The following is a 19,188-nucleotide window of genomic DNA, read 5'->3' on the forward strand; positions in this document are numbered from 1 at the left end:
ATTAAAAATACCATTTTATCAGCACCTGTTCTTTATTTTTCATTCAAAAATGACCAGTTTTGCATATCAACAGTAATTTTTATCGGATATGAAACGATTTAACATTTTACTTGTGTTTTTGGTGTTGTTTTTTGCTTGCAAAGAGGAGAAAAAAGAGGCCCCTGAACAGAACGGAAAGAATGTAACTGAGAATTATCAGGGTTTTGGCGAAAAGTTTGACTCTTCAAATTTTAATTCTACTAAAGAGATGTCTGACAGATATCGTGAAATGAAGGTGGCAGACACTGTTCAAACTAAATTTAAAGCTAAGGTAGTAGATGTCTGCAAGGCAAAAGGTTGTTGGATGAAACTTCAACTTGAACATGGAAAGGAGGCTATGGTCCGATTTAAAGATTATGGTTTTTTCGTACCAAAAGATATAACGGGCAAAGAGGTAATTGTTGGTGGGCTCGCGTTTGTTGAAGAGATGAGCATTGACGACCAAAGACATTATGCCTTAGACACGGGCAAATCAAAAGAAGAGATTGAAGAAATAAACAGACCGCTGACCACTTTTGGGTTTGAGGCAGAAGGTGTTTTATTATTAGACTAACCACTTTTCAAGCTATAATTGAAACGAAAAATTATTACCACGGGCGATGGTTCTAAAACCATACAAATATCAGATTGGAATGAGCAATACCACTCTAAACATGGTGCTATACAAGAAGCTTATCACGTATTTATTGAAATGGGTCTTTCTTTATTTGCTGATCGTGAACTTTCAATATTGGAAATCGGTTTCGGTACAGGTTTAAATGCTTTCATTACTTTTTTAGAGGCTGAAAAAAGAAGTTTGGTGATCAATTATAATGGGGTCGAGAAGTTTCCTGTTTCTGTAGAGGAAGTGCAACAACTCAATTATGTTTCTGAACTAAAAGCAGAAAATTATGAGGACCTGTTTTCAAGGATGCATGACTCACCTTGGGAGCGAGATAATCTAATTTCAGAAAACTTTCGATTGACCAAGCGACAGCTTGATTTCAACGAAATCGATGGTGCAGAAAGGTATGACCTGATATACTTCGATGCTTTTGGTGCAAGGGTTCAACCTGAACTTTGGACGGAAGATATTTTCTCAAGAATGTATGGTGTATTAAAATTGGAAGGGGTACTCGTTACCTACGCGGCGAAAGGTAGTGTTCGAAGGGCGATGCAAGCCGTAGGTTTTGAGGTGGAGAGATTACCGGGGCCGCCAGGTAAGCGTGAGATGTTAAGGGCCGTGAAGCACTAATTTTTCAATATAAAAAGTTAATTAAAAGGCAGTTATGTCTTAAATTTAACAATGCCTTGGCGGTTTGTGTTAAATCGAAATTAAAAGCACATTGCTTGACACCACAATGCGCTATATTTGATACATGAGAATACTGATTACAGGTGCTACAGGGCTTGTGGGAAGAGAAATTGTGAAGCAGTGCCATGCTCGTGACATTTCAATAAATTATTTAACTACAAGTAAAGATAAGATTGCCTCAAAAGATGATTACAAGGGCTTTTATTGGAACCCAAGTTCTAATAAAATAGACCTGAATTGTTTTGAGGGGGTCTCTGCAATTATCAATCTGGCAGGGGCTTCGATTTCACAACGGTGGACGCCGAAAAATAAGAAGAGAATACTTGCGAGTAGAATCGATTCGCTTAGAACTTTGCACAGGGGTTTAAAGGAATTTGGCGCAGATAGTATAACTTCTTTCGTTTCAGCTTCTGCAATTGGCATTTACCCAGACTCTTTGACGAATTACTATACTGAGGAGAACCAAGAGGTAGATGATAGTTTTTTGGGTAAAGTGGCCGAAACTTGGGAACATGAAATCGATAAGTTTTTATATTTTCCATTCAATGTAACTAAAATTCGAATTGGCTTGGTATTATCTGCAGACGGTGGCGCCTTGCCTGAAATGGCCAAACCGATTAAAAATTATGTAGGTGCCGCCTTCGGTAGTGGCAATCAATGGCAGTCTTGGATTCACGTATCAGACTTAGCCCGAATGTTCATCTTTTCAATTGAGAACCAATTGGTAGGGGTCTTCAATGGGGTTGCGCCCAATCCGGTAAACAATAATAAATTGGTCAAAGAAATTGCCAGTGCACTAAAGAGACCGTTGTTTTTACCCAATATACCGCATTTTGCAATGAAATTGATTTTGGGTCAAATGTCGTATTTATTATTCGCTAGTCAACGGGTAAGCAGTAAGAAGATAGAAGAAGAGGGTTTTCAGTTTAACTACACAAATGTCTGTATGGCTTTAAGGCAAATTTATCAGCATGCTTCGCAAGAGAAAACTTCGAAGGTTTCGTACAGCAACGAATACAGTTCTTAATAAAATTCATTTAAAACATAAATCCGCCAATTGGCGGATTTTTTTTCTTATAAAATAGTCTTGCTCCTCTTTCAAGTTGTACCATTCCAAAACGCATAACTTTTAATGACATTTTGACATTTTTAAAGAATTGGCAGTACTTTTGCCCATTCTTAGAGTTGAAAATAAAATTGAAGCATTTATGAGCGATAAAGATATAAACGAAGACTTAGAAGATGTCTTGGATGAAGCTACGGGTGAAGCCGAAGCTGCTGAAAATGAAGTTGCCGAACAAGAAGAACTTAGCGTAGAAGATGGGTTAAGGGAAGATTTGGCAAAAGAAAAAGACAAGTTTTTACGCTTGTTCGCGGAGTTCGAAAATTTCAAGAAAAGAACTTCAAAAGAGCGAATGGAAATGTTCAAGACCGCCGGGCAAGAGATTATGGTCTCAATGCTTCCGGTGATGGACGATTTTGACCGCGCATTAAAAGAACTTGCAAAATCAGACGATAAAGAAATGTTCAAGGGTATAGAGCTGATAAGGGTGAAATTCCGTGAAACATTGAAATCGAAAGGTTTGGAAGAGGTAAAAGTAGAGCAAGGCGATACTTTTGATGCCGAAGTACATGATGCAATTACTCAAATACCAGCTCCCAGCAAAAAAATGAAGGGTAAAATCATTGATGTTGTTGAGAAAGGTTTCAAATTGGGCGAAAGAATAATCCGCCATCCGAAAGTGGTCGTTGGTAACTAAAAAACAGGAATGAAGGAAGATTATTACGAAATATTAGGTGTTGGTAAAAGTGCCAGTGCAGCCGAGATAAAAAAAGCATATCGCAAAATGGCCTTGAAGTATCACCCAGATAAAAACCCTGGTGACTCAAAGGCAGAAGATATGTTCAAAAAAGCTGCGGAAGCTTATGAGGTTTTAAGCAACGCAGACAAAAAGGCACGCTATGATCAGTTTGGTCATGCGGCTTTTGATGGCTCCGGCGGCTTTGGAGGTGGCGGCGGTATGAATATGGACGATATCTTCAGCCAGTTCGGTGATATCTTTGGTGGTGCGTTCGGCGGCAGTGGAGGTTTCAGTGGGTTTGGTGGTTTTGGCGGAGGTCAGAGAAGGGCCAAAGGCAGTAATCTTCGTATTCGAGTGAAACTAACACTTGAAGAAGTAGCCAATGGTGTAGAAAAAAAAGTCAAGGTTCGAAGAAAACTTCAGGCCGATGGCGTTACCTACAATACTTGTTCTACTTGTGGTGGTAGTGGTCAAGTAACCAAAATCACGAATACGATTTTGGGACGTATGCAAACAGCGGCAACTTGCTCAGCTTGTGGTGGTAGCGGTCAAGTTATCAATAAGAAACCTAGTGATGCAGACGCACAAGGTCTTAAGGTAGTCGAGGAGACTGTTTCTATTAAAATTCCTGCAGGTGTTGAAGAAGGTATGCAGTTAAAGGTACCGGGCAAAGGTAACGATGCACCGGGCAACGGTATTGCAGGGGATCTGTTGGTAGCTATTGAAACCGAAGACCATAGTACATTAAAACGTGAGGGAGATAATCTTCATTACGATTTGTACATCAGTATTTCTGAAGCGGTATTAGGTACCTCGAAAGAAATTGATGCGGTTGGGGGTAAAGTGAGAATCAAGCTGGAGTCAGGAATTCAATCAGGCAAAATACTTCGGTTGAGAGGTAAGGGTATTTCGAGCATCAATGGTTACGGTAGCGGTGACCTCTTGGTACATGTTAATGTTTGGACTCCGAAAGAACTCAATAAAGAACAAAAAGAATTCTTTGAGCGAATGCAGGGCAATGAAAATTTTGAGCCAAAACCTGAGAAATCTGATAAATCTTTCTTCGAAAAAGTGAAGGATATGTTCTCATAATCCAAAAACTTTGGGATTTAAATAAAAAACGTATATTTGATTTAATATTGGGAAACCGATATAAATTTTCTTTTTCATAGCAATTTTTTTCCCATCCTTAATCTGATTAAGGGTGGGTTTTGTTTTTTAGGTTTTTTTGCATGCTTTAAACTTACAAGCTTAAAATGAGCTAACCTCTGCAACGATAACTGACAACTCTTTTCTATATCTTTGACAAAATTGCTTACATGAACAATATTTTGGTAGCTAAGGAGGTCACCAAAAGGTATGGCGATCATATAGCCTTGAATAAAGTTTCCTTAGAAATACCTAAAAACAGTATTTATGGTTTGTTAGGTCCCAATGGAGCGGGCAAAACGACATTGATTCGAATAATCAACCAAATCACTTATCCCGACCAAGGAGAAGTTTTCTTTGACGGTCAACCGCTAAAATCATCTCACATAGCCCAAATTGGTTATCTGCCTGAAGAAAGGGGATTGTACAAAAGCATGAAGGTGGGGGAGCAGGCCTTATATTTGGCACAGCTAAAAGGACTCGAAAAAGCGGAAGCAAAAAAACGTTTAAAGTACTGGTTTGAACGACTGGAAATTGGTGATTGGTGGAATAAAAAGATCCAGGAGCTCTCAAAGGGTATGGCTCAGAAAATTCAATTTATCGTTACCATATTACACGAACCCAAGCTCTTGATTTTTGACGAACCCTTTAGTGGTTTCGACCCTATCAATGCCAATATTATCAAAGATGAAATTTTAAATTTAAAGGAAAAGGGAACCTCTATTATTTTTTCTACCCACCGTATGGAATCGGTTGAAGAACTCTGTGAACACATAGCTCTCATTCATCGCTCGGAAAAAGTGTTAGACGGTAAGCTATCTGAAATTAAGAAAGCTTATAAAAATAATATTTTTAATGTGGGCCTGGTTACAAAAAATGGCGATATGATACTAAAAGAACTGGCCGATAAATTCAATATTAGTTCTTCGAAATTCGATGCAGAAGAAAATCAACTTAACTTTACTCTGCAATTGCCCAACAATGATTCAAGCGGTGTCTTGGCTTATCTTTCTACAAAAGCAAATGTCAATCACTTTGTTGAGACTATTCCTTCTACAAGCGAAATTTTTATTCGCACCGTTCAAAACAAAGGCTTTCATGAATAAGTTATTACTCATAATCAAGCGTGAATATCTGGCGAAAGTTCGAAATAAGTCATTTGTAATCATGACCTTTTTAAGCCCTGTTCTAATGGTGGGTATGGTAGTGCTTATTGCTTATTTGGCTAAGATAAATGACAATGAACAACGTGTAATAGGTATTCTGAACGAGAGCGATTATTTTTCTAATGAATTTGTGATAACCGAGAACACGTCATTCATTAATTTCACAGATTTAACTTTAGAGACAGCCAAAGACTCAGCGGCACAGTTGGGCTTTTATGGCCTGTTATATATACCAGATGAGATTAGCCTAGAAAAAGTTTGCCAACGCTCGTTTTTATATACCAAAGATGCACCCAGTACAACAGTAACCGATAAAATTGAAGGGGTATTTCAGCAACGTTTACGACAGCAGCGCTTACTTGATCTAGGGCTATCATCTTCAGATTTTGAAACTGTTGATACCGATTTTGATATTAACACCGCTACTTTTCAGGGTGAGACCAATATTAAGGGCATCACCGAAATAAAGGCATTCATCGGGGGCGGATTTGGTTATTTGATCATGATGTTCATAATCATTTATGGTGGTTTTGTTATGCGTAGTGTAATCGAAGAAAAAACCAGTAGAATTATTGAAGTGATCATATCTTCGGTAAAACCTTTTCAGTTGATGTTGGGCAAGATTATCGGTACCTCTTTGGCGGGCATAACCCAATTTGCCATTTGGTTGGTGTCGGCATCAATACTTCTGTTTGTTGTTTTTGCTTTTTTTGATATAGACCCTTCGGCTTTAAGTGCTGGAAACCAAATACAAGCTGGTATGGGTTCTAATATGACTCCGACCGTGCCTACCGTGGATCAGACCATGCAAGTTTATGCTCAAGAATTGTTCAATATTCCTTGGGTGATGCTAATTACTTTCTTTTTGATTTATTTTCTCTTAGGCTATTTAATCTATAGTTCGATTTATGCGGCAATAGGTGCGGCGGTCGATAATGAGACAGATACTCAACAGTTCATATTTCCTATTATTATGCCTCTGATGTTGGCCATATATGTAGGGTTCTTTTCCGTTTTTAGTAATCCTCATGGGCCAATAGCTGTTGGCTTTTCACTGTTTCCGTTAACATCTCCCATCGTTATGATGATGAGATTGCCCGGTGGTATTGGTGAAGGTGGGGTACCCCTTTGGGAACTGGTCACATCGATACTGTTATTATTCGGTACCTTTATAGGTATCGTTTGGTTGGCAGCCAAAATTTATAGGGTAGGTATATTAATGTACGGTAAAAAACCCACTTATAAAGAATTGTTCAAGTGGTTAAAATACTGAAGATGTTGTTTCAAGAAGAATCAAATAAGGTTGTTGAAATAATTGAAAAAGATATTTGGGGAAGCTTAAAAGATTTCCTTCAAATAGGTATTTCGTACGGTCAAGGCGATCAACGTATTCAAATTACAATTGGGCTGTTGATTATATTGACCTTAGCTCTACTAAGCACAACATTTGTATTGCGCTGGCTGCGGGGGCTTTTTACCCGTCGAATGGAAAATGATGATAGGCTAAAGTTCATCAGTGTTTTTAAGTTCATTCGATATGTGGTTTATCTCATTGTCATTTTATTGACTATGAGCGCGGCCGGTATAGATATTACTTTGCTGCTAACTGCATCTGCGGCGTTGTTCGTTGGTTTGGGTCTAGCTCTACAAGAACTTTTTCAAGATATTATTGGTGGAATTTTAATCATAGTCGATAAGTCACTTCATGTCGGTGATATTATCGATGTTGATGGAAAGGTCGGAAAGGTTTTTGAAATTAAACTTAGAACGACAAGGGCCATTACCCGAGATGATAAGATAATCATCATTCCCAACCATCATTTTATCAGCAATATTATATACAATTACACCCAAAACCATAAAAGTACCAGAGAAAAAATAATAGTGGGTGTCGCCTATGGAAGCGATGTTCAGCTTGTGACCAAAATTCTCGAGGAAATTTCCGTTGACCATCAAGGGGTTTTGAAAAATCCGAAACCTTTTGTAATGTTTGATGATTTTGGAGACTCAGCATTAATGTTTTCACTGAACTTCTATATTGCCGATAGTTTCAGTGACCCTAGAATTAAAAGTGAAATGCGTTATAAGATCGATGAGAAATTTAGGGAGAATAATATTACGATTCCTTTTCCTCAACGTGATGTTCATCTTTTTCAACACTCACCCTTTCAACACAGTTCTGTGGCTAATTCCGAAAAGTCCGAATGAAAAATAGGTTTAAGACGATTCTCGTCTTTTTTAGTACTATTCTTTTGGTTGTAAACCTAGGTATAGCACAAACTCCTGATGTGGTGAGGGCCGAGTACATGCTGATGCCAAGAAATAAATCTGATGCGCAATTGTCAAGGTTGAAGTTATTGGTTAATTTTCCGATTGCCGTAGGTGATTCTAACAACTTGGTTTTCGGTAGTGAATATAATCGGTTGGCGTACGACTTACAAAAAGAGCTTCCCTTTAGTAGTGCGGGTTTAAAACAATTTCATATTCTCGATGTGAATATGGCTTTTGTATATAAGTTTGCGCCTTCTTGGCGCTTTATCGGTGTGGTAACCCCTCGATTGGCCTCTACGCTGACAGCCCCATTAGAAAATGGTGATTTCTCTGTCAATGCCACGGTCGGTTTTCTCAAAGAGAAAAAAAATATTGATAAACCCATGCTGCTGGTCTTGGGTATTGCCTATAATTCGACCGTGGCCCTGCGTATACCGTTGCCGATTATTTATTATGAAGAACGATTTAGACCGAACTGGAGTTTCGTGGTTGGTATACCGAAAACGGGTTTAAAATACCATTTTAAAGAAAGACACCAGTTTCAAAGCGAATTCATATTTGATGGTTATTACGTAAACCTGCAAAGTAATATAGTGCTGCCCAATACAGTTTCTGCATCTTCGGTATCTTCTTCTGCAGCTTTGGTAACCTTGGGCTACCAGTACAAACTGGCTAAAAGCACTTTTCTATATGCCTACATGGGCCATACCGTTTTTCAAGATGGAGTGTTGAGGGATAACGAAAGAAATGATATTTTTACTTTAAACGATGACCCTAGCTTTTATTTTAGAACGGGTTTCAGAATTGGTTTGTAATTTCAATGATGAAATGATTTTCACTTCAAAAAACGGAAGCCAAAAAACGTTAAAACTTTCCTCATATTAGTTTGTACTTGTATCTTACCATGAGGTTTATCAATAATATCTGAAAAAGAAAATATATGTCTAAAATATTGGTTGTTGAAGATGAAGCAGCTATACGAAGGGTCTTGGTTAAAATTCTTTCCGAAGAAAATAATGCATATCAATTAGAGGAAGCTGAAGATGGTGTAAAAGGTCTAGAGGCAATCAAGAACAATGATTATGATTTGGTTCTTTGTGATATAAAAATGCCAAAAATGGATGGCGTAGAGGTGCTTGAGGCCGCTAAAAAAGTAAAACCTGAAATACCTTTTATAATGATTTCAGGGCATGGAGATTTAGAAACTGCTGTAAACACCATGCGAATTGGTGCTTTCGATTACATATCAAAACCGCCAGATTTAAATCGCTTATTAACAACAGTAAGAAATGCGCTTGACAGAAAAGAACTTGTTGTAGAAAATAAGATTTTAAAGAAAAAGGTTGGTAAGAATTACGAAATGATCGGTGATAGTGATGAGATATCGGCTATCAAAGATATGATAGAAAAAGTGGCGCCGACCGAGGCCCGAGTTTTGATTACCGGATCTAACGGCACAGGTAAGGAATTGGTTGCTCATTGGGTTCATCAAAAAAGCCAAAGGAGTGCCGCTCCGTTCATTGAGGTCAATTGTGCGGCCATACCTTCAGAACTTATCGAAAGTGAGCTCTTCGGTCATGTTAAAGGGGCCTTTACCTCTGCGGTACGCGACCGGGCGGGTAAGTTCGAGGCGGCCAACAAGGGCACCATATTTTTAGATGAAATTGGTGATATGAGCCTCTCGGCACAAGCTAAAGTCTTACGTGCTTTACAAGAGAATAAAATTTCTCGGGTAGGTACCGATAAAGATATCAAAGTTGACGTAAGGGTTGTTGCGGCCACCAATAAGGATCTAAAAAAGGAAATTGAAGAAAATAGGTTTCGCGAAGACCTTTATCACCGGCTTGCGGTAATACTGATTAAAGTTCCTGCACTTAATGATAGACGTGATGATATTCCATTATTAATTAATCATTTTACCAAAAAAATCACAGCAGAACAGGGTGTGGGTGCCAAAACATTCTCCGATAAAGCGATCAAGTTATTGAAAGGCTATGACTGGACGGGTAATATTCGAGAACTACGTAATGTGGTGGAGCGATTGATTATTCTCGGGGGCAAAGAGGTGACCGAAGAAGATGTTAAGCTTTTTGCAAGTAAGTAAAGCCTATTTGCCGCACTCGCCAAGTTTTTCAATGGCCTCTGCGGTTATTTCTTTGGTTTTCAGATTGTAATATTTTTTGCCTTCTGATAAATTTGATTTTAAAAGCTGTTGTTCGCATTGTTCAAATATACGGTCGGCATAGGCGCGTGCTTCGCGACAATTTACGGTCGAAATTATGTTGTCAAGTGATGTTCTATAAGATGCTAAGGAAGAGTCAACTTTTTGCTTTAACAATTCTTCTGTAGGTGGGGTGTAACTGCCGTGCTCACTTTCGTTCGTAAGATTAACGGTATTCAGGGCTAGCACATCGTTTCCGTAAGAGCTTTTGTGGGTGTTGTGTTCTTTTAAAGAGGTTAAAGTATCAGAGGTTTCTTTTAGTGCTTTGTTCAAAAAAATAGCAGTGCTTGCCAAAGTTGATGTTTTGGTAGCCATTTTTAAATGCTCTGAACTTAGGGTAATGTTGTCTATGGCATATTCACAACCACAGCTATCTAGCTCTTTTTTTGATTTTTCGATGGCGTTAATTGCTTTATAGGTGTGAAAACGAGTTAATTGCAAATCGGTCATAGCTACGGCTTTCTCGATTTCAGATTTTACGTAACCCACATTTGAGCTAGCATATTCACACGATTGATTAGGTTTATATGAAGACAATAATCCTAATAATATAAAGGGTAAGAGTAAGGTTTGTAGTTGCTTCATGGCAAGATGTTCGATTGTAAAATTTGGGATGTTTTTACAATGTAAAGTTAATCAGGTCAGTACTTTACTGACTATTTTTTTCGATGGAACACACAGACCTTACCATTTATTGGATAAGATGGTGACTTAAGCGGTTGAACGGTTATTTTTTTTAACATTTACTACCTTTCAACGATGAAATCATTTATATTCCACCTATGAATACATCTAAAATCAATACTTTCAAGATAACCGATAGGGTAAAATTGGCCGATTGCTCAACCTATGAGGACTTCGGTGCTTCAGATAAAGACTTAAAAAAGCGGCTTAGAGAAATTCGGGAAGAGCTGGGTGATTTTCAAGATACCCTTTACGCCCATGGAAAATATAGCGTGCTTGTTTGTCTACAAGGAATGGATACTGCTGGTAAAGACAGCCTCATAAGAGAAGTGTTCAAAGATTTTAATGTTCGTGGGGTGGTGGTACACAGTTTTAAGGTGCCAACGGAGTTAGAAAGAAAGCATGATTATTTATGGAGACATTACATAGCGTTACCGGCAAGGGGCAAGTTTGGTGTTTTTAACCGTACACACTATGAAAACGTCTTGGTAACGCGGGTGCATCCTGAATACATTTTAGGAGAGCAGCTTCCGAACGTAAATTCAGTAGATGATGTCAATGAAGATTTTTGGGATAAGAGGTTTGATCAAATCAATGATTTTGAACGACATATTGCTGAAAACGGAACCATAATTTTTAAATTCTTTCTTAACCTCTCTAAAGAAGAGCAACGTCAGAGATTGTTAAGACGGTTGGCTCTGCAACGTAAAAACTGGAAATTTTCACCGGGCGACCTCGAAGAGAGAAAATTATGGAAAGAATATCAATTTTGTTATGAAGATGCCCTGAACAGAACATCTAAGCCTCATGCACCCTGGTACGTAATACCTGCTGATAATAAAAAGGCCGCTCGCCTCAGTGTAGCCACTATTCTTTTGAAAGAGTTAAAAAAATACAAAGATATAACCGAGCCAGAGCTTGAAGCAAAAATTAAAGCTAATTTAGAAGCTTACAAAAATCAGCTGCAAAACGAAGAATAATGAAGAGATTGATACTACTTTCCCTATTGTGCCTAAGCTTTCTTGGGCATGCCCAGACAGACGATGCCGAGCAAATTAAAGAAATCTATGAAACGGCCCTAACCGATGATAAGGCCTATGATTGGTTGAACCATTTGTCGAATCAAATTGGGGGTAGGCTTTCTGGTTCGGTGCAAGCGCAACAGGCCGTAGATTACACAAAGGCTCAGTTAGACTCGTTAGGTTTGGATAGGGTATGGCTTCAGCCGGTCATGGTGCCTAAATGGGTTCGTGGCACCCCTGAATTTGCATACTTTGAAACAAGCCCTGGTTTATCGACCAATGTGCCGATTTGTGCCCTAGGTGGCTCTGTAGCAACGCCATTGGGCGGGTTGAAAGCTAATGTAATTGAAGTGAAGGGTATTGAAGATTTAAAAAAATTGGGCTCGGAGAAAATAAAGGGGAAAATCGTTTTTTATAACCGCCCGATGGACCCTACCTTGATTGATACCTACAGTTCATATTCCGGTTGTGTCGATCAGCGATATTCGGGGGCGGAAGCAGCGGCCAAATTCGGTGCCGTTGGTGTAGTCGTTCGTTCCATGAACCTGCGTTTAGACGATTTACCACATACCGGGTCGATGAGTTATGGTGAGACCGCGGTGTCCGATAGAATACCAGCAGCAGCTATTAGCACGAACGGGGCCGAACTTTTGAGCACTACATTAAAGTTGAATCCTGAAACAAAATTTTATTTCAAACAAAGCTGTAAGCAATTTGATGATGTTGAATCGTTCAATGTGGTGGGAGAAATAAAAGGAAGTGAATTCCCAGATGAGATTATGGTAGTTGGCGGACATTTAGATTCTTGGGACCTCGGTGATGGCTCGCATGATGATGGTGCCGGATGCGTACAAAGTATGGATGTCTTAAGATTACTAAAAAGAACAGGCTATAAACCAAAAAGAACGATTAGGGTAGTTCTGTTCATGAATGAAGAAAACGGTTTGCGTGGCGGGAATAAGTACGCTGAAGTTGCCCTTCAGAAAAAAGAAAAACATGTGTTTGCATTGGAAAGTGATGCAGGGGGCTTTACTCCAAGGGGCTTCTCTTTCGATTGCTCAGCAGCGAATTTAGAAAGAGTGCGGGGCTGGAAAAATCTATTTGAACCCTATTTGATACATCTCTTTGTAAAAGGGTATAGTGGTGCCGATATTGGTCCTTTAAAAGAAGAAGGGATGGTATTGGCAGGGCTTCGCCCTGATTCACAAAGGTACTTCGTACATCATCATGCCGAAAATGATACTTTCGAACATGTGAACAAAAGGGAATTGGAACTAGGAGCCGCGAGCATGGCGAGCTTGGTCTATCTTTTTGATAAATACGGAGTTCTTCCGACCAAAAAAATAAAAGGCTAAATAGGTTGATCTGTTGAGGTTTATCTGGTTAACCACTTGAAACTAATTCAGTATATTTGTGCCTCTAAAAAAAAAGCACAAAATGCAAGACGGAATCTACGCAAAATTCAATACTTCCAAAGGGGAAATACTCGTTAAACTAACTCATGATAAAACTCCCGGTACGGTAGGTAACTTCGTTGCCTTGGCTGAAGGTAAACAGGAGAATACGATTAAATCTGTCGGAGAACCTTATTATGATGGGTTGAAGTTTCATAGAGTTATTCCTGATTTTATGGTACAGGGCGGTTGCCCTTTAGGTTCGGGTACCGGAGATGCCGGATACAAGTTCGATGATGAGTTTCATCCTGATTTAAATCACTCTGAACCTGGGGTGCTTTCTATGGCCAATGCTGGCCCAGGAACCAACGGAAGTCAATTCTTTATAACCCATGTGCCTACTCCATGGCTAGATAACAAACATAGCGTTTTCGGTCATGTTGAGAGTGGTCAAGATGTAGTTGATAGTATTGCACAAGGTGATGCTATTGAGACCTTGGAGATAGTACGTGTTGGTGACGAAGCTGAAAAGTGGGATGCCGTTGAAGCTTTCAACACATTTAAAAGTTCTAAAGAACAGAGAATTGCAGAAGAAAAAAAGAGACAAGCTGCTGAACTAGACGAGGTTTCTGCCGGTTTTGATAAAACCGATAGTGGTTTGAGATATAAAATGATTCAAAAGGGTGATGGTAAACAGGCACAACAAGGGGATACTGTTTCTGTTCACTATGAAGGCTCGTTATTAAGCGGTCAGGTATTTGACTCTTCTTATAAACGAAATCAACCGATAGACTTTCAACTTGGTGTTGGGCAAGTCATTTCTGGATGGGATGAGGGTATAAGCCTTTTGAAGGTCGGTGATAAAGCACGTTTCGTTATACCTTCAGATTTAGCTTATGGTAGTGCCGGAGCTGGAGGTGTGATACCGCCAAATGCACCATTGTTATTTGATGTGGAGTTGATGAATGTCAAATAGTGAAAAAAACTAAAACATTTTAAGAAAAAGCCCTGACCCTAATGGTCGGGGTTTTTTAATTGGGACAAATGGCAAGTACGGTTAGCTTCAAAAATTAGGTTGGGGCATAAATAATCGCAACCAATAAAAATTGGAGCAATAGAAGCAAACTTGTGCAATAATCGGTTACAAACTTAGTGTCTCGATTTTTTCGCCCTGTCCGTGCTAATCAAGAACAAGACGATGTTCACGATGAGCAAAAGAAAAAGAATACCAAAAAAAGTAGTCATATTCAATAAAATTTGATTTTGGGGAAATTATCATCTAATATCTATTAGATGTAATAAGTGTAAAAGGGTTGCGTTTAAATGTGAACAAATGTATGAAAAATATGACTAATTAATTGTAGGAATCAAAAAACCCCAACAATTGTTGGGGTTCTATCTTGTATAAAAAGAGTCTATGCGTTCTAGTCTACTACTTTCACATTCACCGCGTTCAGTCCTTTTTTACCTTGTTGTAGTTCAAATTCTACAACATCACCTTCACGAATTTCATCGATAAGACCTGAAATGTGTACAAAGTGATCTTCGCTTGAACCATCTTCAGTGATAAAGCCATAGCCTTTAGAATCATTGAAGAATTTTACTGTTCCTTTACTCATAATAAAAAATTAAATTAATTAAAGCGCAAATGTACTGTTAATAATTTAAAATGAGAGACTTTTCTTTAGTAATCTTTATCGGTTTACCATTCATGGGGTCTAAATAATCAATGAATTGAAAATTAATGCTTTAAGTTAACAGATTTTTTATCGATTCAGTAATTTTTTCAGTGTCTAAACTGATAACCGCAGCAGCAATTTTTAATACTGAGGTAGCCCTGTCTATTACGTTTTGTACCGTTGTAAAACTTTTATATAGTTTTTGGGTTTTTGCAGTAATTATGGTTATTCTTTCAAGATTCTCTTGAACGTCATCGATACTTAAAACTGTAGATTTGGTATATAGTTCGGTTACGCTATTTAGTGTTTGCTCATGTAAAGCTTTGATGGTATCATTTTCCGCTTTGCTGAGTTGATCAATGTTTTCGTACCTATAGTCGCCTAGCGCATTCGCCATGCGTAGCATATTATCAGCAAGAATTTTTAATTGTTCAGATGTGAGCTTTGCCATTTTTTCAATTTTATGATGAAAAGAGTGCTATGGCATGTTTTAAACGATAGCGTAGTCGAGCCAACTTGCCTTTTATTTTCTCATCTTGTAAATTCTCTAGATTAGAATAGAGGTCTTTGTGACCTTGAGCTATATCATCGATTACTTCAGAGAAAAGCTGTAGTTCTTTTTGATTCATCTCAATCTCTGAAATTCTATTAAAATAGTCTTCGGCAAATTTTGTACGTTCATAATCGGATAGTGATTTATCTCTAACAAAATCGAAGTAAAATGCCTGAATACTACTTTTTTGTACATTGAGTTTTCCACTCAGGTTGGCATTGATATTTCGTTTTAAAAAGTGGAGAATAACCTGTAGAGGTTCATAACCTTCGGTGATATATTCTTTTAATTTTTTTCTACGGTAACCATCGGTGAAAACTTTAAGAATCAATTTTGAAACTTTTGAATAGGCTTTCACATCTTCCTCTTTGAGCTGTAAGGGTCCAAAATCGCCTGTACTTAAAGTAGAGGTAAGATTATCGGTTTGATATCGGGTCAAATCTGAATTGCTTATTTCCAGTAGACCTGTCAAATATTCTAATGAAGCTGTGTACATTAATCCTGTAATGCTATCTGCTTTTTTGTTTAAGGCGCAGTCACACGCTGTTTTATAAACGTTATAGTCTCTAATATGCTTTTGTTCGCAATCTTGAATACAAACTTGTTCAAAAGTATTGGGTAGTAATTCATAACTGCTTATGGCCTCAATAGATGTCTCTGAAAATTCGGAGACATGCTTAAGATCGACACAACCGTAAACTACCCAAGAAAGTAAGACAATACCTAAAAAACCTTTGCTAGCAGAGACCATTCGAATACGTTTTCTAACTACAAGTTAATAATTAAGTACTAATTGATAATTTAGATTAGTGCACTTTAAATATTGAGCCATTCAGAATTATTAATAAACGAATGGCTCAACAGGGAAAAGCAAGAAATAAATTTGTAATTGATTAAGAACTGTTTTTGGTTAGATGCGAATCGTTTCACCGTTAAACTTGCAGAGTGTCATCGAAAAGTTTTCTGCGTACGTAAGTTTTTGTTCTTCAAGAATACCTATTGCGATCTGTTCACCCATTAGAATTGATTCATAATAATCGGTGAAATAATGTACTCCGGCCCAATTTCTTCCTATTGATATATTAGAGGCAAGTTTATTAAGTTCGCCTTCAACAGTTAAACCTGTAAGTTCACAATCTTGATTTAAGACCGGTACAATATCCAATTTACTTCCATCTTGTACAGAGATATAGGCCAAGTTGCAAGATTGAATAGAGTGCCCCGGTTTTATTTTTTCAATTAAGTCTCTGGTTTCTTGCTGTACTTTTTCCATATCAACGATATCCAATGAATGCTTATGATCAAAAAATGCCTTTAATATGGTTACACATGCACCGGCTACCGTTGCGTGACCGGCACCATAGGCCGGGTGCATGGGCGAACCTTCGCAAAAGGCCATTGGTAGCAGGTAATTATCGGCGCCATTTCTATCAGAAACTTTAGACAGTATATCCGCATCGGAAAGGTTTTTATACATTCTTTCCAATTCGGGTGAAATGTTCTTTAAAGCGTCTAATTTATGTAGGCGAGCAGCCGTTACTTCGGGTCTGCATCGACGATGGACGTTATATTTTTGAAATCGAACAGCTTTAAGGGCCCTAGTGGCAACTTCGGTCACCAACGATAAAATATGGGGTCCGCCAAAATGGGCGAAGCCTTGTTGATGGTCTCTATTGTCTGCTTCTTGAAATGGGATGCCCGGATCAAACGGAACTTTTTTGGCAAGTAGAATGAGACAGGCATTTAAGTAAGCTTCGTATAGAGCATCATGATGCACGTAGGTGGCTAAATCTCGCGGAGTGTGCATGAATCTTTTATGCTTAGGACCACTTTCGTATGACTCAAAGCCTCTAAAATCAGCTCCGTTTTGGGCATCCAGCCACTCCTCCCAATTGGTGAGATGGTCTTCTCCTGGTTTCGCTATGGCAACCCGTTGGTCAATGTCTATTGATCCGTAAGAAATATATCCGTCAGCTGTCGAATATTGACCATGTAAGCCATTGTTGCCTGCTAGTAAGAATTGAGAAAGGTATGGGCCGACATCATCTCCACAGGTTATTCCTCTAAAGGCATTTGCAGGAGTTAGGGTTAGGCATCTTCTTCTGGCTGTTTCTTGTGGTGATAGTTTTAAATTGTCTGTACTGTTAAACCAATCTAACTTGTTCAGGTTATCGGTATGTTCTTTGACATCTTTTACATGTTGTTCTTTTGTATCAAGTGCATTGAGGTTGGTTTTTGTGGATATTTCTTGCTTATTTTCGTCCGCTCTCAATCCGGTTACGCCCACTGTCAAAGCATTAAAGGGTATATCACGTAATAGCGCCTGGCAATAGACTTCCGCCATTTCGGCATCTAATTCGGCACTACCGAGTTCGGGATGCGGCGGCATGGTTAACGCTTGGGCATCTGGCCCTTCAAGATCATAAGACAGACCGGCACTTTGACTTTCCCATGCTCTTATGGAGACGGGCTTGCCATCTTTTCCATTTTTAGCTTTTTGTGATTTCCATGGCAATTTATGTGATGGACAGGTATCTCCCATTTTATTTTCATGAAATCCGAGAGGAGTATCCCTAAAGTCTCTAAAATCGCCGCTGTCTATGCCGCGTACCAAATATTGAAAATCGTCAGGGTTATCTACCAGTCCTGTCTCTTCGCAATGTGGTAATCCCTTGGTAAAACTCATCATATACGATGATTTGTTCTCGTGCTCGTCATCGGGTTTCAAGCCTTTTCTTCTGAACTTATGTTCATCTCCATTCGAGACTTGTGTTGGGTGATTTCTTGATTTTGCCGTGTTACCTGCTAATTGTCTAACCGAATAAGCACCTTCTCTTCTCTTGCCCATATCTTTTGTTTTAAGTGATTACAATGTCAATGCCCTTTGCAATGATTGAATGGCGGGGAAGTGTACAGGGGTAGTAATTTTTCGGGAGAGCTATCTATCAAATTTTGAAAGGCACGGCAATGTACGATCTGAGGTAGATGAATTACGTGAAGTATGTATGTACCGTTCTCAATTTTGTGTAGATGGTACTATATATGACTTTATTTTATTAAATAATTTACATTTATCAGGCAAGGTTTGTTAAACTTTAAGTGTTGATATATAGTTAGATACGTTGTGTTTTTATTAGATTTAGATAAAATTTAATGAAAAAAAGTATAAAAAAAACCCCGTGATAAGTTCACGAGGTTTCATACTTATAAAGTATATAATTTATGCCGTTGGATCCGGTGTCATACGTAAATAAGGCTTTACTTCTTCCACACCTTTTGTGAAAATGCCTTTAGCGTCCTCGGTTGATATCGAAGGGCTCACTACAACCTTGTCACCTTGTTTCCAGTTGGCGGGGGTAGCTACTTTATGGTACGCTGTCAACTGTAAAGAATCTATTACGCGTAAAAGCTCATAGAAGTTTCTACCGGTAGATGCTGGATAGGTCAAAATCAATTTCACCGTTTTATCAGGTGCAATGATAAAAACCGAACGTACCGTGAGGTTGTTATCGGCATTTGGGTGGATCATATCGTAAAGGTTAGATACCTTCTTATCTTCATCGGCGATGATAGGAAAGTTTACCGTAGTATTCTGAACTTCATTGATGTCTTTGATCCATTCTGCATGTGAGGCAGCACCGTCAACACTCAAGGCCATCATTTTTACATTACGTTTGTCGAATTCATCCTTAAAATTAGCCGCAGTACCAAGTTCAGTGGTGCATACGGGGGTGAAATCAGCGGGGTGTGAAAATAAAATTCCCCATCCATCACCGAGGTAATCATAGAGATTAATTGTTCCCATAGAACTATCAGCTGTAAAATCTGGAGCTTTGTCGCCCAATCTTATTGTTGCCATATATGTAAAATTTTTAGGTTTGAAATTATTATCCTATAAAATTAGTAGATTAATG

At 38.6% G+C, this 19,188-nt stretch carries 19 protein-coding genes; 13 read left to right on the top strand and 6 right to left on the bottom strand.

Annotated features, from left to right (window positions below):
* Positions 1-88: 88 nt before the first annotated feature.
* The 10 genes from IV512_RS14075 (at position 89) to IV512_RS14120 (ending at position 9,825) form a co-directional block, all read left to right on the top strand.
* Positions 89-592, top strand: coding sequence for a DUF4920 domain-containing protein (locus IV512_RS14075; protein WP_209404445.1), 504 nt, complete (start codon positions 89-91; stop codon positions 590-592).
* Positions 593-610: 18 nt separating this feature from the next.
* On the top strand, positions 611-1,273 hold the full coding sequence (mnmD, locus tag IV512_RS14080) for a tRNA (5-methylaminomethyl-2-thiouridine)(34)-methyltransferase MnmD (RefSeq protein WP_209404447.1): 663 nt from the start codon (positions 611-613) through the stop codon (positions 1,271-1,273).
* A gap of 124 nt (positions 1,274-1,397) precedes the next feature.
* Positions 1,398-2,360, top strand: coding sequence for a TIGR01777 family oxidoreductase (locus IV512_RS14085; protein WP_209404449.1), 963 nt, complete (start codon positions 1,398-1,400; stop codon positions 2,358-2,360).
* A 181-nt stretch (positions 2,361-2,541) separates the two neighbouring features.
* The gene (locus tag IV512_RS14090) at positions 2,542-3,093 is read left to right on the top strand and encodes a nucleotide exchange factor GrpE (protein WP_209404451.1); all 552 of its coding nucleotides are present in this window, start codon (positions 2,542-2,544) and stop codon (positions 3,091-3,093) included.
* Positions 3,094-3,102: 9 nt separating this feature from the next.
* Positions 3,103-4,227 carry a molecular chaperone DnaJ gene (gene dnaJ / locus IV512_RS14095; RefSeq protein WP_100869278.1) on the top strand — a complete coding sequence of 375 codons (1,125 nt, stop codon included), beginning with the start codon at positions 3,103-3,105 and terminating at the stop codon, positions 4,225-4,227.
* Between the two features lie 227 nt (positions 4,228-4,454).
* Positions 4,455-5,390 (top strand): ABC transporter ATP-binding protein, encoded by a 936-nt coding sequence (locus tag IV512_RS14100; RefSeq protein ID WP_209404453.1) that lies wholly within the window; start codon positions 4,455-4,457, stop codon positions 5,388-5,390.
* The gene (locus IV512_RS14105; protein WP_209404455.1) at positions 5,383-6,723 is read left to right on the top strand and encodes an ABC transporter permease; all 1,341 of its coding nucleotides are present in this window, start codon (positions 5,383-5,385) and stop codon (positions 6,721-6,723) included. The genes IV512_RS14100 and IV512_RS14105 overlap by 8 nt, the downstream gene beginning before the upstream one ends.
* Positions 6,724-6,725: 2 nt before the next feature.
* Positions 6,726-7,658: a mechanosensitive ion channel family protein gene (locus tag IV512_RS14110; RefSeq protein ID WP_209404457.1), complete on the top strand. Its 933-nt coding sequence runs from the start codon at positions 6,726-6,728 to the stop codon at positions 7,656-7,658.
* Entirely contained in the window at positions 7,655-8,536 is an 882-nt protein-coding gene (locus IV512_RS14115) for a DUF6268 family outer membrane beta-barrel protein (protein ID WP_209404459.1), read from the top strand. The genes IV512_RS14110 and IV512_RS14115 overlap by 4 nt, the downstream gene beginning before the upstream one ends.
* Before the next feature lie 125 nt (positions 8,537-8,661).
* Positions 8,662-9,825: a sigma-54 dependent transcriptional regulator gene (locus tag IV512_RS14120; protein WP_209404461.1), complete on the top strand. Its 1,164-nt coding sequence runs from the start codon at positions 8,662-8,664 to the stop codon at positions 9,823-9,825.
* A 3-nt stretch (positions 9,826-9,828) separates the two neighbouring features.
* On the opposite strand, the gene IV512_RS14125 is transcribed toward IV512_RS14120, so the two are convergent.
* A complete protein-coding gene (locus IV512_RS14125) occupies positions 9,829-10,527 on the bottom strand; it encodes a hypothetical protein (RefSeq protein WP_209404463.1) in 699 nt (232 codons plus the stop codon).
* Positions 10,528-10,724: 197 nt separating this feature from the next.
* On the opposite strand from IV512_RS14125, the gene IV512_RS14130 reads away from it, so the two are divergent.
* The 3 genes from IV512_RS14130 to IV512_RS14140 all read left to right on the top strand — a co-directional run bounded on the left by IV512_RS14130 (position 10,725) and on the right by IV512_RS14140 (position 14,018).
* Positions 10,725-11,606, top strand: coding sequence for a PPK2 family polyphosphate kinase (locus IV512_RS14130; protein WP_209404465.1), 882 nt, complete (start codon positions 10,725-10,727; stop codon positions 11,604-11,606).
* A complete protein-coding gene (locus IV512_RS14135; RefSeq protein ID WP_209404467.1) occupies positions 11,606-13,003 on the top strand; it encodes a M20/M25/M40 family metallo-hydrolase in 1,398 nt (465 codons plus the stop codon). The genes IV512_RS14130 and IV512_RS14135 overlap by 1 nt, the downstream gene beginning before the upstream one ends.
* Positions 13,004-13,085: 82 nt before the next feature.
* The gene (locus IV512_RS14140) at positions 13,086-14,018 is read left to right on the top strand and encodes a peptidylprolyl isomerase (RefSeq protein WP_209404468.1); all 933 of its coding nucleotides are present in this window, start codon (positions 13,086-13,088) and stop codon (positions 14,016-14,018) included.
* 448 nt (positions 14,019-14,466) lie between these two features.
* Here the strand turns inward: IV512_RS14140 and IV512_RS14145 are convergent, their stop codons facing one another.
* The 5 genes from IV512_RS14145 to IV512_RS14165 form a co-directional block, all read right to left on the bottom strand.
* Positions 14,467-14,661, bottom strand: a complete 195-nt coding sequence (locus tag IV512_RS14145; RefSeq protein WP_013994176.1) for a cold-shock protein — start codon at positions 14,659-14,661, stop codon at positions 14,467-14,469.
* Between the two features lie 130 nt (positions 14,662-14,791).
* A complete protein-coding gene (locus IV512_RS14150; RefSeq protein WP_209404470.1) occupies positions 14,792-15,172 on the bottom strand; it encodes a hypothetical protein in 381 nt (126 codons plus the stop codon).
* Positions 15,173-15,182: 10 nt separating this feature from the next.
* Entirely contained in the window at positions 15,183-16,025 is an 843-nt protein-coding gene (locus IV512_RS14155) for a hypothetical protein (RefSeq protein ID WP_209404472.1), read from the bottom strand.
* Positions 16,026-16,184: 159 nt separating this feature from the next.
* Positions 16,185-18,122, bottom strand: coding sequence for a vanadium-dependent haloperoxidase (locus IV512_RS14160; RefSeq protein WP_209404474.1), 1,938 nt, complete (start codon positions 18,120-18,122; stop codon positions 16,185-16,187).
* A gap of 372 nt (positions 18,123-18,494) precedes the next feature.
* Positions 18,495-19,133 carry a peroxiredoxin gene (locus IV512_RS14165; protein WP_209404476.1) on the bottom strand — a complete coding sequence of 213 codons (639 nt, stop codon included), beginning with the start codon at positions 19,131-19,133 and terminating at the stop codon, positions 18,495-18,497.
* Between the last annotated feature and the right edge of the window lie 55 nt (positions 19,134-19,188).

Source organism: Pseudozobellia sp. WGM2, from assembly GCF_017810075.1.
In the GTDB taxonomy this organism is placed as follows: Bacteria; Bacteroidota; Bacteroidia; order Flavobacteriales; family Flavobacteriaceae; genus JADNYK01.